The following is a 14,423-nucleotide window of genomic DNA, read 5'->3' as shown; positions in this document are numbered from 1 at the left end:
CGCCGGCGTGCTGCCGGCGCGCCGCGCGGCGCGCCTCGACGCGGTCGAGGCCCTGCGGGCGGAGTGAGCGCGTCGGCGCCGCTTTCGCGCCTGCCGGCGCTCCTACACGAACCATCGCGCTTGCGGGCGCTCCTAAATGAACCATCGCGGCTCCGGGCGCCCTGTAGGAGCGGCGGCAGCCGCGAATGGGGCCTTCGGGATGGCGACGCAGCCGCTTGCCCCGCCGCCGCTTTCGCGCCTGCCGGCGCTCCTACATGAACCATCGCGCTTGCGGGGGGCCCTGGGGGTGGAAGGGAATGCCCTTGGGGTGATGGCGGGTCGGAGAAGGTGGTGGGCATTCGGGGAAAAAGATGGCGAAAGCTTGATTCAAGTCAACCTTTGCTCATATTCACGATGCATCGCCGCAACAAACACCTAGAGTGGAAGCGAACAGTTCGTGAAATAAGTCACGGTTTTCCCACTCATCCGACAGGAGACCGCGACGCAGGAAGGAGACCATCATGTGTACATTCGACGCCCCGATCGCCCGTTGCGAAGCCATGAATCAAATGGTGCTGCTGGACGAAACCCGTAGGGAATGCGCTTTCGAACACGGCTGCCCGCCCGGTCAGAAATGCCCGTTGAACGGCTGCTTCGCTCGCCAGAGCGGCCTCTACGACGCCCACCCGGAAATCGGCGCACACGGCCAGCCGCGCGTTGCTCACCACGCGCACTAGCGCCGGGCCCGGCCCAGGCATCCGCGCTCCCCGCCGGTAGAACGGGGAGCGCCCCTTCGCTGTCCGCTTCACCCCTTCGCTCCACCGCCTCGCTTCGCCCTCGCTCCACCGCCTCGCTTCGCCCTCGCTCCACCGCCTCGCTTCGCCCTCGCTCCACCGCCTCGCTTCGCCCTCGCTCCACCTCTTCGCTTCGCCCTCGCTCCAACTCTTCGCTCCGCACTTGCTTCACCCTACGCTTCGCACTTCGCACTTCGCACTTCGCACTTCGCACTTCGCACTTCGCACTTCGTACTTCGCACTTCGTACCCCGCGCTTCGCCCTTCTCGCTCCCGCTTCTCGCTCCCCCCTTCTCGCCCCACTCTTCTCCGCACCTCGCGCCGATTTGCGGAACCCGGTCGGCAAGCGGACGGTCAGTCTCCCGAAAGAAACACGCAGGGCGTGCCCGATCGGCGCGCTGCGTTCGTTTGGGAGGCTTCATCTTGACCAGCGCCTGCCGGGGTAGCACATGCTCGCCAGCATCGGCCTGATCGCGATCGCGATGCTGGCCGCGGTGCCGCTGGCGGGCCGCCTGGGCCGGCGTGCGGGCTGGCTGCTCGCGCTGGCACCGCTGGCGGCCTTCATCCACTTCCTGACGCAGATGCCGACCGTCGCCGGCGGCGCGGTCGTCACCTCGACCCTCGCCGGCGGCGCGGTCGTCACCTCGACCCTCGCCTGGGTGCCGGCGCTCGGGGTCGAGCTCGCCTTCCGGCTCGACGGCCTGTCGCTGCTGTTCGCCCTGCTCATCACCGGCATCGGCACGCTGATCGTGCTCTATGCCGGCGCCTATCTCTCCGACCACCATCACCTCGGCCGCTTCCACGCCTACCTGCTCGGCTTCATGGCGGCGATGCTCGGGCTGGTGCTGGCCGACGACCTGATCGCGATGTTCGTGTTCTGGGAGCTGACCAGCGTCACCTCCTTCCTGCTCATCGCCTTCCAGCACGACAAACCCGAATCGCGCCGCGCGGCGCTGCAGGCGCTGCTGATCACCGGCGGCGGCGGGCTGGCCCTGCTCGCGGGGCTGATCCTGCTCGGCAGCGTGGGCGGGAGCTGGCAGTTCTCGGGCCTGTCGGGCGAAGCCATCGCCGAGCACGCGCTCTACCCGGAGATCCTCGTGCTGGTGCTGATCGGCGCCTTCACCAAGTCGGCGCAGCTGCCCTTCCACCTCTGGCTGCCCAACGCGATGGCGGCGCCGACGCCGGTGTCGGCCTACCTGCATTCGGCGACCATGGTGAAGGCCGGGGTGTATCTGCTCGCCCGCCTCAACCCGGCGCTCGGTGGCTCCGCGAGCTGGAGCACCATCCTGATCATCATCGGCGCCGCCACCGCGCTCGTCGGTGCGGTGCTGGCGATCCGCCAGACCGACCTCAAGCGCGTGCTCGCCTACACCACGGTGACCGTGCTCGGCCAGCTCACCATGCTGCTCGGCACCAACACCCACTACGGCCTGCAGGCCTTCGCGATCTACCTGGTGGCGCACGCCTTCTACAAGGCGGCGCTGTTCATGGCGGTGGGCTCGATCGACCACGCCACCGGCACGCGCCAGATCGCGCTGCTCGGCGGGCTGATCCGCCACATGCCGCTCACCGGCTTCGCAGTCGCGCTGGCGGCCTTCTCCAACGCCGGCCTGCCGCCCTTCTTCGGCTTCATCGCCAAGGAGTTCAAGTACGCCGGGCTGATCGAGCTCGGCCTCGCGGGCTGGATCACCACCGTGGTGATGATCCTCACCAACGCCCTGCTGCTGACCGCCGCCGGCCTCGTCTTCGTGCGCGCCTTCCTCGGCCGGGAGGGGCGCTACCCGCACGCGCCGCACGAGGTCGGCGTGCCGATGTGGATCGGGCCGATGCTGCTGGCGATCGGCGGCTTCGTGTTCGGCGCCTTCAACAACCTCGCCGAGGTGTGGCTGATCGACGCCGCGGTGCAGGCGGTGTCGCGCGGCACGGTGCCGGTGAGCCTGTATCTGTGGGGCGGCTTCACCCCGGCGCTCGTCGCCAGCCTGCTCACCGTGGCGCTGGGCGTGTTCTTCTACCTGCAGCGCACCCGGCTGCGGCGCCGGCTGTCGCTGTGGCGGGTGCTGTGGCGGGTGAGCGGCGACCGCATCTGGGACCGCCTGCTGAAGCGCGTGTTCGCCTTCGCCACGCGGGTGGCCGACCGCTTCCAGCACGGCTCGCTGCGCCAGCACATCAGCGCGCTGGTGCTGGCGATCGCCGGCTTCGCGCTGATCGGGCTGTTCGCATCGACCGGCGAGGACTTCGCCTGGCCGGAGGTCACCAGCCCGGTCAACCTCGCCGCCCTGCTCGGCTGCGTGCTCGCGGTCGCGGGTGCGGCGGCCGCCGCGGTCACCCCCGGCCGGGTGGCGCTGGTCGCCACCCTGGGGGCGAGCGGGCTGGGCATGGCGATGTTCTTTCTCGCCGCGCGCGCGCCCGACGTGGCGATCACCCAGCTGATGGTCGAGACCCTGACCGTGATCTTCCTCGCCCTGGTGCTGCGCCGCCTGCCGCCAACCCGGCTGGTGGGCTCGCGCAAGCCGGCGGCGAAGCGCTTCCACGCCGTGGTGGCGGTCGTGATCGGCGCGGTGGTGGCGGCGATGATGCTGATGACGGTGAGCCAGCCGCTGCCCGGCGACATCGCGCGCTGGTATCTGGACAACAGCCTGCCCGGCGGCCAGGGCGCCAACGTGGTGAACGTGATCCTGGTGGACTTCCGCGCACTCGACACGCTCGGCGAGATCCTCGTCGTCGGTCTCGCCGGGCTGGCTGCGGCCGGGCTGCTCGCCGGCGGCAGGCGGGAGGACGAGGCCGCGCTGGGCGCGGGCGCCACCGAGGGCAGCGCGGACTTCGGCTCGGTGCTGCTGCGCCAGGGCATCCTGCCGCTATCGGCCCTGCTCGCCCTGGTCGCGCTGATGCTGCTGTGGCGCGGCCACAACCTGCCCGGCGGCGGCTTCATCGGCGGCCTGGTGGCGGCGTGCGCGGCGGTGCTGGTGGCGCTCGCCTTCGGCACCACGCGGGCGCGCGCGCTGCTGCGCGTGCCGCCGCTGGCGATGCTGGCGGGCGGGCTGGGCATCGCGGCCGTCGCCGGCCTGGTCGGCCTCTTCCATGGCGAGCCCTTCCTCACCGGCAACTGGATCTTCCCCGCGGGGCTGCCGCTGGGCACGCCGCTGCTCTTCGACGTCGGCGTGTTCCTCACCGTGCTCGGCGCGGTGCTGCACATGCTGCTCGGCTTGATCGAGCGGGAGGCCTGAACATGGAAATCCTCGTTTCGCTCACCGTCGGCGCGCTGGTCGCGATCGGCATCTGGATGATGCTCGACCGCGGGCTGCTGCGCGTGGTGCTCGGGGTGGTCGTGCTCGGCAACGGCGTGAACCTGGCGGTGTTCTCCGCGGGGCGACTGGACGGCCGCGCGGCCGCCTTCGTGACCGAGGCGGGCGCACCGGCGCTCGCTGCCAACCCTCTGCCGCAGGCGCTGGTGCTGACCGCGATCGTGATCGGCTTCGCGCTCTTCGTGTTCGCGCTCGCGGTGCTCAAGCGCAGCTGGGAGCTGCACGGCAAGGTCGAGACCGACCTCGTCACCGCCGTCGCCGAGGAGCCGGCGCCAGACCTGCCGCCGCAAGGGGACAAGGCGTGAACGCGCTCATCGTCTCCCCGCTGCTGATCCCGCTCGCCACCCTGGTGGCGACCCTGCTGGTGCGCCGCTCGCCGCGCGCGGTGAGGACGATCAGCCTGGCCGGCGCGCTGGCGCTCACGGCAGCCGGGCTGGTGCTGGTCGGCCTCGCCGCGCAGGGGCAGATCCTCGCCAGCCAGGCCGGTGGCTGGGCCGCGCCCTACGGCATCACGCTGGTCGTCGACCGCCTGTCGGCCGCCATGGTGGCCATCACCGGCATCGTCGGCGCCGCCACCATCGTGTTCGCGATGGCGCGCGACGAGGACCCGGCGCGTTGCCGCGACTTCCACCCGCTGGTGCACGGCCTGCTGGTCGGGGTGTGCGGCGCCTTCATCACCGGCGACGTGTTCAACCTCTACGTCTGGTTCGAGGTGCTGCTGGTCGGCTCGTTCGCGCTGCTGGTGCTCGGCGGCGGCAAGCGCCGCCTGTCCGGCACCGTGGTGTATGTGGTGCTCAACCTGGTAGCGACGATGATGTTCCTGCTCGCCGCCGGCATGCTCTACGGCGCCAGCGGCAGCCTCAACATGGCGCTGCTGGCGCAGGCCTTCGCCGCCGACGAGGTGCCGGCGACCGCGCACGCGGCGGTGGTGCTGATGCTGACCGCGTTCTCGATCAAGGCCGCGCTGTTCCCGGTGTTCGGCTGGCTGCCGGCGTCCTACCATGTGGCGTGGACGCCGGTGTCGGCGCTCTTCGCCGGCCTGCTCACCAAGGTCGGCGTGTACGCGCTGATCCGCCTCGTCACGCTGTTCTGGCCGGATGCGGGCATCGCCCACGAGGTGCTGCTGTGGGTGGCGTGCGCGACCATGCTGATCGGCGTGCTCGGCGCCGCGGCCCAGGTCGAGGTGCGGCGCATCCTGTCCTTCCACATCGTCAGCCAGGTCGGCTACATGATCCTGGGGCTGGCGATCGCCACTCCGCTCGCGCTCGCCGGCGCGGTGTTCTACCTGATTCATCACATCGTGGTGAAGGCCAACCTGTTCTTCATCGGCGGCATCGCCGCGCGCCTGACCGGCTCGGAGCGCCTGGCGGCGATGGGCGGGCTGTACGCGCGCGCGCCCTGGCTGGCGCTGCTGTTCGCGATCCCGGCGCTGTCGCTGGCCGGCATCCCGCCGCTGTCGGGCTTCTGGGCCAAGTTCGTGCTGGTCAAGGCCAGCCTGGACGCCAGCGCCTGGATCGCCGCAGCGGTGGCGCTGGTCACCGGCATCTTCACCCTGCTGTCGATGAGCAAGATCTGGAACGAGGCCTTCCTCAAGCCGCATCCGGGCGGAGCGGGCGGCGAAGGCGGAGGCGGCCTGCGCAGCGCGGACGGGCTGCAGCCCGCGCTGTGGGCGGTGGGCACGCTGGCGGCGATGACGGTGGCGATCGGCCTCGCGGCCGGGCCGGTGATGGACTACGCGGTGGCCGCGGCGGAGCAGCTCGCCGCCCCGGCGGCTTATATCGACGCGGTCGTGCGCGCGGGAGGGAACTGAGCATGCTGGGCCTGCACCTCCTGCTCGCGGTCGGACTCGCCGCCTACGCCGACGCACTGCGGCCGCTCGGCGTGTTCGCCGCCTTCGTCGCGGTCTACCTCGCGCTGCGCCTGGCGATCGACCTCCTCGGCATCCGCCGCTACCTGCGCCGGCTCGAGCTCGGCACCACGTTCGCGTTCTGGTTCGTCGGCGAGGTCTTCCGCGCCAGCGTCGACGTCGCGCGCATCGTGCTCGGCCGCGAGGTGGCGCCGCAGCCCGCGGTGGTGGCGATGCGCCTGGCGCGCCGGGACGAGCGCTTCGCCACCCTGCTCGGCTGCCTGTTGACGCTGACGCCGGGCACGATGGCGCTCGACTACCGGCCGGAATCCGGCCTCATGTACATCCACGCGCTCGACGCGCGCACCGCTGCCGAGGTGGAGGCCGGGGTGCGCGCGATCGAGCGCCGCCTGCTGCGCTGGCTCGACGCCGGCGCGCAGGGGGGCGCCACGGACGGGACCGGGAGGGACACGACATGAACGCCGCAATCGCCGGGGCGGCCTGGGTGCTGCCGCTCACCTTCGCGCTGCTCGCCCTCGGCGCCGCGCTGATCCTGCTGCGCCTGGTGAGCGGGCCGCGCGCGCCCGACCGCGTGGTGGCGATCGACGCGCTCAGCATGATCGCGATCGCCGCCATCGCCCTGCTCGCGCTGGCCACTGCCCAGCCCATGCTGCTCGACGCCGCCGTGGTGCTGTCCCTGGTGTACTTCCTCGGCACCACCGCCTTCATCCTGCTGTTCCACCGCCGTGGCCGCGGGGCGGGCGAGGTGGCGACCGGAGCGGATGCGAGGCTGCTCGCAGCCGGCGCGGCGCCCGGCAGCACGAGCGCGCAAGCGGCCGGCACGGAGCCTGAGACGCGGGAAACCCGCGCAGCTGGAGGCGCGGCTCCGGCTCCCGCGGTGCGGGAAGCGCGCGAGAACGGGGAGGCTGCGCGATGAGCGGATTCCTCGCCTGGCTGTCCTCGGCCCTGCTGCTGCTCGGCGCGTCGATCGGCCTCATCGGTGCGATCGGCGTGCTGCGCCTGCCCGACAGCTACACCCGCCTGCACGCCGCCAGCAAGGCCGGTGCGCTCGGCGCGGCGCTGATCCTCGCCGGGGTGGCCGCCGCGAGCGAAGGCGGCTTCGCGCTCGCCGCGCTGTTCGCGATGCTCGTCCTGCTCGCCACCGCCCCGCTCGCCGCCCACGCCATGGCGCGCGCCGCGCACCGCTCGGGCATCGCGCCGCTCACCGGAGCGCTGGGGGACGCGCTCGCGCAAGCGCGCGCGGAAACCGAAGGGGAAGCGGAAGCGGGCGCGGCTACGCCGCCTTAGGCGGCAGGTGGCCGAGGGCGCGGGAGATCTCGTCCGCGGTCTCGCGGACCAGGGGCGCCCAGTCGGGGTTGAAGCGTTCGGAAGGGGTCGACAGCGACAGGCCGGCGATCAGCTCGCCGCTGTCGTCGCGAATGCCCGCGGCGATGCAGCGCACGCCGGACTCGACCTCGTCGAGGTCGAAGGCCACGCCGTGGCGGCGCACGCGGTCGAGCTCCTTCTCCAGCGCCGGCAGCGCGGTGATCGAGGCCGGGGTGGAGGCGGGCAGGCCGGTGCGGCGCGCGTAGTCGCGGATGCGCTCGAGGCCGTCCTCGACCAGGAAGAGCTTGCCGGTGGCGGTGGTGTGCAGCGGCGCGCGCGCGCCCACGATGTGCACCACGCGCACCGAGGCGCGCCCGCTCGAGGTGCGCTCCACATACACGATCTCGTCGCCGGCACGCACGCCCAGGTTCACGCTCTCGCCGGTGGCGGCGTGGAGCTTGAGCATGTAGGGCATCGCGGTCTCGCGCAGCGAGATGCGCGACTTCACCAGGCTGCCGAGCTCGAGCAGGCGGATGCCGAGGCGGTAGGCGCCGGCGTCGGAGCGCTCGACGAAGCCGCTCTGCGTCATCGCGCCGAGGATGCGGTGCGCGGTCGACGGATGCAGCCCGGTCTCGAGCGCGAGCTGCTTGAGCTGGACCGGATCGGCGTGCGCGGCAAGCACGTCGAGCAGCTTCATCATGCGCTCGATGACCTGGATCGAGGTCTTGCCTTCGGCACTGGGGGCGGATTCGGTCTTCTTGGGCTGCACGGCGGTTCGGGAAAAGATCGGGGGCTTGCCGCGGCCGGCAAGGGAGTCTCGGGAATGGTACCCGTGCGATCCGATTTCGCCTAGTGAAATCAACCCCGATTTGGCGGGCGTCGCATCACCGATATACTCGGGCCGGAAGTCGTCCTCATGCGGGGTGTGGGTGGCCCCCGCCACCCGCGATTCGCGTCGCCTCTCCCATCGACAACGCCCGAGGAACCCCCCGATGAGTCTCGCCCTGATCGTGCTGCTGCCCTTCATCGGTGCGCTCTTTCCGGTGCTAATGATCCGCGCCGGGCGCAGCGCCTGCGCGACCACCGCCTTCGTCTTCCCGCTGCTCGCCCTGGTGCTGCTGCTCGCGCAGGCGCCGGCGGTGTTCCGCGGCGAGGTCCTCGTCGCGGCCTGGGACTGGGTGCCCGCGCTCGGCCTGCAGGCGAGCTTCTTCCTCGACGGGCTGGGGATGTTCTTCGCCGGGTTGATCCTGGGCATCGGCCTGCTGGTGATCGTCTACGCGCGCTTCTACCTCGCCAAGGACGACCCGATGGGGGTGTTCTACAGCTACCTGCTGCTCTTCCAGGGCGCGATGGTGGGCGTGGTGCTGTCGGACAACATCCTGCTGCTGCTGGTGTTCTGGGAACTCACCAGCCTGTCGTCCTTCCTGCTCATCGGCTACTGGAAGCACCTGCCCGAAGGCCGCCAGGGCGCGCGCATGGCGCTCACCGTGACCGGCGCCGGCGGCCTGGCGATGATCGCCGGCATGCTGATCCTGGGCGACATCGCCGGCTCCTGGAACCTCACCGACATCCTGCGCAACAAGGAGGCGATCCAGGCCTCGCCGCTGTACGTGCCGGCGCTGGTGCTGATCCTCGCCGGCTGCTTCACCAAGAGCGCGCAGTTTCCCTTCCACTTCTGGCTGCCGCACGCCATGGCGGCGCCGACCCCGGTGTCGGCCTACCTGCACTCGGCGACCATGGTCAAGGCGGGGCTCTTCCTGATGGCGCGCATGTGGCCGGTGCTCGCCGGGACGGCCGAGTGGTTCTACCTCGTCGCCACCACCGGCCTGGTGACCATGCTGGTGGCGGCCGGCATCGCGCTCTTCAAGGACGACCTCAAGGGCCTGCTGGCCTACTCCACCGTGAGCCACCTCGGCCTGGTGACCATGCTGCTCGGCTTCGGCACGCCGCTGGCGGCGGTGGCGGCGGTGTTCCACATCCTCAACCACGCCACCTTCAAGGCGGCGCTGTTCATGAACGCCGGCATCGTCGACCACGAGGCCGGCACGCGCGACATCCGGCGCCTCGGCAGCCTGCTGCAGCTGATGCCGATCACCGCGACCATGGCGATGGTGGCGGGCGCGTCGATGGCCGGGCTGCCACCGCTCAACGGCTTCATTTCCAAGGAGATGATGCTGCACGAGGCGGTCGACACCGCCTGGCTGGGCAACGGCTGGATCGTCGCCGCGCTGGCCACCCTGGCGGCGTGCTTCTCGGTGGCCTACTCCTTCCGCTACATCGTGCATGTGTTCTTCGGCGTCCGCCGCGACGACTACCCGCATGCGCCGCACGACCCGCCCGCCGGGATGTGGCTGCCGCCGGCGCTGCTGGTGATGCTGGTGGTGGCGATCGGGCTCTTCCCCGACACCGTGGCCGGCCCGCTGGTGGCGGTGGTGGCGCGCGCGGTGACCGGCGGGGCGGTGATGGACTACCACCTCGCGCTATGGCACGGCTTCACCCCGGCGCTCGGCCTGTCGGCGATCGCGGTCGCGGTGGGCCTCGGCGCACTGCTCGCCTACCGGCGCGTGCGCGCGCTCTGGCAGGCGGGGCCGCACCCCGAGGCCAAGGCGATGTTCGACGCCTTCATCGCGGGCGCGGCGGCGCTCGCGCGCGGCATCACCCACGGCCTGCACAACGGCTCGCTGCAGCGCTATCTGGCCTTCGCCCTCACCGCGTTCACGCTCGCGGGCTTCGCCGCCTTCGTCGCCGCACCACACGCCGCCGGCACGCGCGCGCTGCTGCCCGCGCATCCGGCCGCGATCGCCGCCTGGGTGCTGCTGGTGGGCGGCTGCGCGCTCACCGTGATGCTGTTCCGCCGCCGCGTGCTGTCGGTGCTGGTGGTGGGCACGGTGGGCCTGATCGTGTGCCTGGCCTTCATCTATCTCTCCGCACCCGATCTCGCGCTCACGCAGATCTCGGTCGAGGTCGGCACGGTGATCCTGATCCTGCTCGCGCTCTACTTCCTGCCCAAGGAGGGGCCGCAGAGCTCCTCGGTGCGCGCCGATCCGCTGCGCCACGTGCGCGACGGCGTGCTCGCGATCGTGGCCGGCATCGGCATGGCGGGGGCGAGCTGGGCGATGCTGACCCGCGACGGCAGCTCGCTGTCGCACTACTACCTCGAGAACTCGGTCTCGGGCGGCGGCGGCACCAATGTGGTCAACGTGATCCTGGTGGACTTCCGCGGCTTCGACACCTTCGGCGAGATCACCGTGCTCGGCATCGCCGCGCTGGCGATCTACGCGCTGCTCGACGGCGCGCTGTTCGGACGTACCGGCCGCCGCCTCGGCGCGTGGTCGCCCGACCGCCCGCAGTCGGCCGATCGCCACCCGATGATCATGGTCGTGGCCACCCGGGTCATGCTGCCGCTGGCGATGCTGGTGGGCGCCTACATCTTCCTGCGCGGACACAACCAGCCCGGCGGCGGCTTCATCGCCGCGCTCGTGGTGTCGATCGCGCTGATCATGCAGTACATGGCGAGCGGCTTCGGCTGGGCCGCGCATCGCGTCAAGGTCAACTACCACGCCATGATCGGCCTCGGCGTGCTCGTCGCCGCGGTCACCGGCATCGGCGCGATGGTGCTCGACCAGCCCTTCCTGACCTCGACCTTCGGCCACTTCCACCTGCCGCTGGTGGGCGAGTTCGAGCTCGCCAGCGCGATGGCCTTCGACACCGGGGTCTTCCTCACCGTGGTCGGCGCGGTGATGCTGATGCTCGCCAACCTGTCGCGCATGGGGCGCTGGACCAGCCCCTACACGATCAACACCGGCGCGATGGACGTGGATCCGGGCGCCACCTCGGGCAAGGAGCAGGGCTGATGGAGTTCCTCGTCGCCAGCGCGATCGGCGTGATGACCGCGGCCGGCATCTACATGGTGCTGCGCGCGCGCACCTTCCCGGTGGTGATCGGCCTGTCGCTGCTCACCTACGCCACCAACCTGTTCCTGTTCGCCACCGGCCGCCTGGCGATCGGCCGGCCGCCGGTGATCTCCGCCGACGCGGCGGGCTACATCGACCCGCTGCCGCAGGCCCTGGTGCTCACCGCGATCGTGATCTCCTTCGGCATGACCGCGGTGGTGGTGGTGATGGCGCTGCGCGCCTACCTCGAGACCGGCAACGACCACGTCGACCTGCCCGGCGACGCCTCGCCCGAGGCCACCGAGGACGACTGGAAGCTGCGCGGGCGCAAGCCGGCGCCGGCACGGGGCGGCCGCGGGGGGCGCGCATGAACCACCTGCTGATCCTCCCCATCCTGCTGCCGGCGGTGGTCGGCGCGCTGCTGGTGCTGGCCGCGCGCCACGACAGCGTGCTCGCGCGCAGCTTCGCGGTCGCCTCCACCGTGCTGATGCTCGGCATCGCCGTCGCGCTGCTGGTGCTCGCGAGCGACGGGCAGGTGCGCAGCTACGCGCTCGGCGCCTGGCCCGCGCCCTTCGGCATCGTGCTCGCGCTCGACCGCCTGTCGGCGCTGATGCTGGTGCTCACCGCGGTGCTCGGCCTCGGCGTGCTGCTGTACGCGATCGGCGGCTGGGACCAGCGCGGCAAGCACTTCCACCCGCTCTTCCAGTTCGAGCTGATGGGCATCAACGGGGCCTTCCTGACCGGTGACTTCTTCAACCTGTTCGTGTTCTTCGAGATCCTGCTCATCGCCTCCTACGGCCTCATGGTGCACGGCGGCGGCGGGCTGAGGGTGAAGGCGGGCGTGCAGTACGTGATCACCAACCTGGTCGGCTCCTCGGTTTTCCTGATCGCGGTGGGCATGATCTACAGCGTCACCGGCACCCTCAACATGGCCGACCTCGCGCGCATCGTGCCGCAGGTGCCGGCGGCCGACCAGGCGCTGCTGCAGACCGGCGCGGTGCTTCTGCTGCTGGTGTTCGCGGTCAAGGCCGCGCTGGTGCCGCTGCACTTCTGGCTGCCCGGCACCTACGCCAACGCGCCCGGGCCGGTGGCGGCGCTGTTCGCGATCATGACCAAGGTGGGGGCCTACTCGATCATTCGCCTCTACGTGCTCGCCTTCGGCGCCGACGCCGGAGAGGCGGCCTGGCTCGCCGCACCCTGGCTGCTGCCGGCCGGGCTGCTCACGCTGGTGCTGGGCATGACCGGCGTGCTCGCCGCGCGCAGCCTCGGCCAGATGGCGAGCTTCGCGGTGATCGGCTCGATGGGCATGCTGCTCGCCACCGTGGCGGTGTTCACCCCGCAGGCGACCAGCGCCGCGCTGTACTACCTGATCCACTCCACGCTCGCGGCCGGCGCGCTCTTCCTCGTCGCCGACCTCGTCGCCGAGCGCCGCGGCGCGCAGCGCGACCGCTTCGCCGCGGCGCCACGCATCGCCCAGGGCGGGCTGGTCGGCGGCCTGTTCTTCGTCGCCGCGATCGCCATGACCGGCATGCCACCGCTGTCCGGCTTCATCGGCAAGCTGCTGGTGCTCGACGGCGTGCGCGCCTCGGCGCATGCGACCTGGTTCTGGGCGCTGATCCTGTCGACCTCGCTGATCGCCATCGTCGGCTTCTCGCGTGCAGGCAGCTTCGTGTTCTGGAAGGCGTACGCGCTGCCCGCCGCGCCCGCGCCCGGCTACCGCCCGGACGGCGCGCTGTCCTTCGTCGCGGTCGGCGGGCTGCTCGCCTGCCTGGTGCTGCTGACCGCGTTCGCCGGCCCGGTGCACGCCTGGCTGGAACTCGCCGCGGCGCAGCTCTACGCTCCGGCCGGCTACATCGACGCGGTGCTCGGCACCGCACAGGGGGTGCGCTGATGGGCGCCAGGCACGACAAGCTGGAGCAGCGCAGCTTCACCGCGCGCTGGCTGCCGCATCCGCTGATGACCGCGGTGCTGGTGCTGCTGTGGATGCTGCTGCTCAACAGCTTCAGCCTCGGCGGGCTGCTGGTGGGCGTGGTGCTCGCCGTGGTGATCACACGCGTGACGAGCAACTTCTGGCCGGAGCGCCCGCCGGTGAAGTCCTGGCCCAAGGCCCTCGCCTACCTCGGCGTGGTGGCCTGGGACGTGGTGGTCGCCAACCTGCAGGTCGCCCGCCTGATCCTGTTCCGCCCGGTGGAGAGCCTGGCCACGCGCTGGGTGGTGCTGCCACTCCAGTTGCGCTCGCCCGAGGCGATCACCGTGCTCGCCGGCACCATCACGATGACGCCCGGCACGGTGTCCTGCGACCTCTCCGCCGACGGCCGCAGCCTGCTGGTGCACTGCCTCGACGCGCCCGATGCCGAGGACACGGTGCGGCAGATGAAGGAACGCTACGAGGACCGCCTCAAGGAGATCTTCCCGTGATCGAATACGCCCTGCAGTTCGGCTTCGCCGCCGCCTCGCTCGCGCTGCTGCTCAACCTGTGGCGGCTGCTGCGCGGACCCGCGCTGATGGACCGCGTGCTCGCGGTCGACACCATGGTGATCAACATCATCGCGCTCATCGTGCTCGCCGGCATCCACGAGCGCTCCACGATCTTCTTCGAAGCCGCGCTGCTGTTCGCGATGTTCGGCTTCATCTCCACCGTCGCCTACTGCCGCTTCATCCTGCGCGGCGACGTCATCGAGTGAGCGGGGACCGCCCATGACCTTCGTGCTCGAACTCCTCGTCTCGCTGCTGATCGTCGGCGGCGGCGCCTTCCTGCTGATCGGCTCGATCGGCATGGTCAAGCTGCCCGACCTGCTCACCCGCCTGCACGCACCCACCAAGGCGACCACCCTGGGCGTGGGCGGTGCGCTGGTCGCCTCCATGGTGTTCTTCGCCGGGCTGGAGGGCACGCTGTCGATCCACGAGGTGCTGATCACCGCCTTCCTGTTCATGACCGCGCCGATCAGCGCCCACTTCATCGCCAAGGCCCACCTGCACGAACACACCGAGCTGCGCGACGGCCTCCCGCCCACCGGCCGCCCCGTCGGCTGGAGCACCTTCGATGCCGCGCCCGGCGCCTGCGAGCCCGACGACGAAGACGGGCGCCGCAGCGCGCACGACTGAGCCTGCCGATCGGCGATAATGCGGCCTCGAACCCCCGGGGAATCACGTTGAACACGATCCGCAGAAAGCCGCCCACCCCTCAACCCTCGCGCATCCAGGGCACGCTCGGCGTGCGCAAGTCCGCGGACGACGAGCCATCCGCCGAGGAAGCGCCCTCCGGGCGCGAGCCGGCGGCCGCT

General features: G+C 71.2%; 14 protein-coding genes. 13 read left to right on the top strand and 1 reads right to left on the bottom strand.

Annotated elements, in window-relative coordinates:
- The first annotated feature begins 500 nt into the window (after window positions 1-500).
- The 7 genes from C667_RS13165 (at window position 501) to mnhG (ending at window position 7,228) form a co-directional block, all read left to right on the top strand.
- Entirely contained in the window at window positions 501-716 is a 216-nt protein-coding gene (locus C667_RS13165; RefSeq protein ID WP_012584858.1) for a hypothetical protein, read from the top strand.
- Between the two features lie 505 nt (window positions 717-1,221).
- A complete protein-coding gene (gene mbhE / locus C667_RS13160; RefSeq protein WP_004365289.1) occupies window positions 1,222-3,996 on the top strand; it encodes a hydrogen gas-evolving membrane-bound hydrogenase subunit E in 2,775 nt (924 codons plus the stop codon).
- 2 nt (window positions 3,997-3,998) lie between these two features.
- Window positions 3,999-4,379: a Na+/H+ antiporter subunit C gene (locus C667_RS13155; RefSeq protein WP_004365288.1), complete on the top strand. Its 381-nt coding sequence runs from the start codon at window positions 3,999-4,001 to the stop codon at window positions 4,377-4,379.
- A complete protein-coding gene (locus tag C667_RS13150) occupies window positions 4,376-5,884 on the top strand; it encodes a proton-conducting transporter transmembrane domain-containing protein (protein WP_004365287.1) in 1,509 nt (502 codons plus the stop codon). The genes C667_RS13155 and C667_RS13150 overlap by 4 nt, the downstream gene beginning before the upstream one ends.
- A 2-nt stretch (window positions 5,885-5,886) precedes the next feature.
- Complete coding sequence (locus tag C667_RS13145) at window positions 5,887-6,399, top strand: Na+/H+ antiporter subunit E (RefSeq protein ID WP_004365285.1); 513 nt, start codon at window positions 5,887-5,889, stop codon at window positions 6,397-6,399.
- The gene (locus C667_RS13140) at window positions 6,396-6,857 is read left to right on the top strand and encodes a monovalent cation/H+ antiporter complex subunit F (RefSeq protein ID WP_004365283.1); all 462 of its coding nucleotides are present in this window, start codon (window positions 6,396-6,398) and stop codon (window positions 6,855-6,857) included. Before C667_RS13145 ends, C667_RS13140 begins: the two co-directional genes overlap by 4 nt.
- Entirely contained in the window at window positions 6,854-7,228 is a 375-nt protein-coding gene (gene mnhG, locus C667_RS13135) for a monovalent cation/H(+) antiporter subunit G (RefSeq protein ID WP_004365282.1), read from the top strand. Before C667_RS13140 ends, mnhG begins: the two co-directional genes overlap by 4 nt.
- Here the strand turns inward: mnhG and C667_RS13130 are convergent.
- Window positions 7,215-8,015, bottom strand: coding sequence for an IclR family transcriptional regulator (locus C667_RS13130; RefSeq protein ID WP_004365280.1), 801 nt, complete (start codon window positions 8,013-8,015; stop codon window positions 7,215-7,217). The two genes, mnhG and C667_RS13130, sit on opposite strands and share 14 nt — an antisense overlap.
- Before the next feature lie 223 nt (window positions 8,016-8,238).
- Between C667_RS13130 and C667_RS13125 the strand changes: the two genes are divergently transcribed.
- Genes C667_RS13125 through C667_RS13100 form a run of 6 tightly spaced genes read left to right on the top strand, consistent with a single transcriptional unit; the run spans window position 8,239 to window position 14,244 of the window.
- A complete protein-coding gene (locus tag C667_RS13125) occupies window positions 8,239-11,100 on the top strand; it encodes a monovalent cation/H+ antiporter subunit A (RefSeq protein WP_004365279.1) in 2,862 nt (953 codons plus the stop codon).
- Complete coding sequence (locus C667_RS13120; RefSeq protein WP_004365278.1) at window positions 11,100-11,510, top strand: Na+/H+ antiporter subunit C; 411 nt, start codon at window positions 11,100-11,102, stop codon at window positions 11,508-11,510. Before C667_RS13125 ends, C667_RS13120 begins: the two co-directional genes overlap by 1 nt.
- Complete coding sequence (locus C667_RS13115) at window positions 11,507-13,030, top strand: monovalent cation/H+ antiporter subunit D (RefSeq protein ID WP_004365277.1); 1,524 nt, start codon at window positions 11,507-11,509, stop codon at window positions 13,028-13,030. Before C667_RS13120 ends, C667_RS13115 begins: the two co-directional genes overlap by 4 nt.
- Window positions 13,030-13,557, top strand: a complete 528-nt coding sequence (locus C667_RS13110) for a Na+/H+ antiporter subunit E (RefSeq protein ID WP_004365276.1) — start codon at window positions 13,030-13,032, stop codon at window positions 13,555-13,557. Before C667_RS13115 ends, C667_RS13110 begins: the two co-directional genes overlap by 1 nt.
- On the top strand, window positions 13,554-13,823 hold the full coding sequence (locus C667_RS13105; RefSeq protein ID WP_004365275.1) for a K+/H+ antiporter subunit F: 270 nt from the start codon (window positions 13,554-13,556) through the stop codon (window positions 13,821-13,823). The genes C667_RS13110 and C667_RS13105 overlap by 4 nt, the downstream gene beginning before the upstream one ends.
- 13 nt (window positions 13,824-13,836) lie before the next feature.
- Window positions 13,837-14,244 (top strand): Na+/H+ antiporter subunit G, encoded by a 408-nt coding sequence (locus C667_RS13100; protein WP_004365274.1) that lies wholly within the window; start codon window positions 13,837-13,839, stop codon window positions 14,242-14,244.
- The last annotated feature ends 179 nt before the right edge of the window (window positions 14,245-14,423 follow it).

This window comes from Thauera phenylacetica B4P, assembly GCF_000310225.1.
Taxonomy (GTDB): Bacteria; Pseudomonadota; Gammaproteobacteria; order Burkholderiales; family Rhodocyclaceae; genus Thauera; species Thauera phenylacetica.
This window is presented reverse-complemented; position numbering and strand designations above follow the sequence as displayed.

Bases quoted from the DNA above. Each gene is read 5' to 3' on its own strand.
- C667_RS13165 (WP_012584858.1), top strand. From the start codon at position 501: ATGTGTACATTCGACGCCCCGATCGCCCGTTGCGAAGCCATGAATCAA.
- mbhE (WP_004365289.1), top strand. From the start codon at position 1,222: ATGCTCGCCAGCATCGGCCTGATCGCGATCGCGATGCTGGCCGCGGTG.
- C667_RS13155 (WP_004365288.1), top strand. From the start codon at position 3,999: ATGGAAATCCTCGTTTCGCTCACCGTCGGCGCGCTGGTCGCGATCGGC.
- C667_RS13145 (WP_004365285.1), top strand. From the start codon at position 5,887: ATGCTGGGCCTGCACCTCCTGCTCGCGGTCGGACTCGCCGCCTACGCC.
- C667_RS13140 (WP_004365283.1), top strand. From the start codon at position 6,396: ATGAACGCCGCAATCGCCGGGGCGGCCTGGGTGCTGCCGCTCACCTTC.
- mnhG (WP_004365282.1), top strand. From the start codon at position 6,854: ATGAGCGGATTCCTCGCCTGGCTGTCCTCGGCCCTGCTGCTGCTCGGC.
- C667_RS13125 (WP_004365279.1), top strand. From the start codon at position 8,239: ATGAGTCTCGCCCTGATCGTGCTGCTGCCCTTCATCGGTGCGCTCTTT.
- C667_RS13120 (WP_004365278.1), top strand. From the start codon at position 11,100: ATGGAGTTCCTCGTCGCCAGCGCGATCGGCGTGATGACCGCGGCCGGC.
- C667_RS13115 (WP_004365277.1), top strand. From the start codon at position 11,507: ATGAACCACCTGCTGATCCTCCCCATCCTGCTGCCGGCGGTGGTCGGC.
- C667_RS13110 (WP_004365276.1), top strand. From the start codon at position 13,030: ATGGGCGCCAGGCACGACAAGCTGGAGCAGCGCAGCTTCACCGCGCGC.
- C667_RS13100 (WP_004365274.1), top strand. From the start codon at position 13,837: ATGACCTTCGTGCTCGAACTCCTCGTCTCGCTGCTGATCGTCGGCGGC.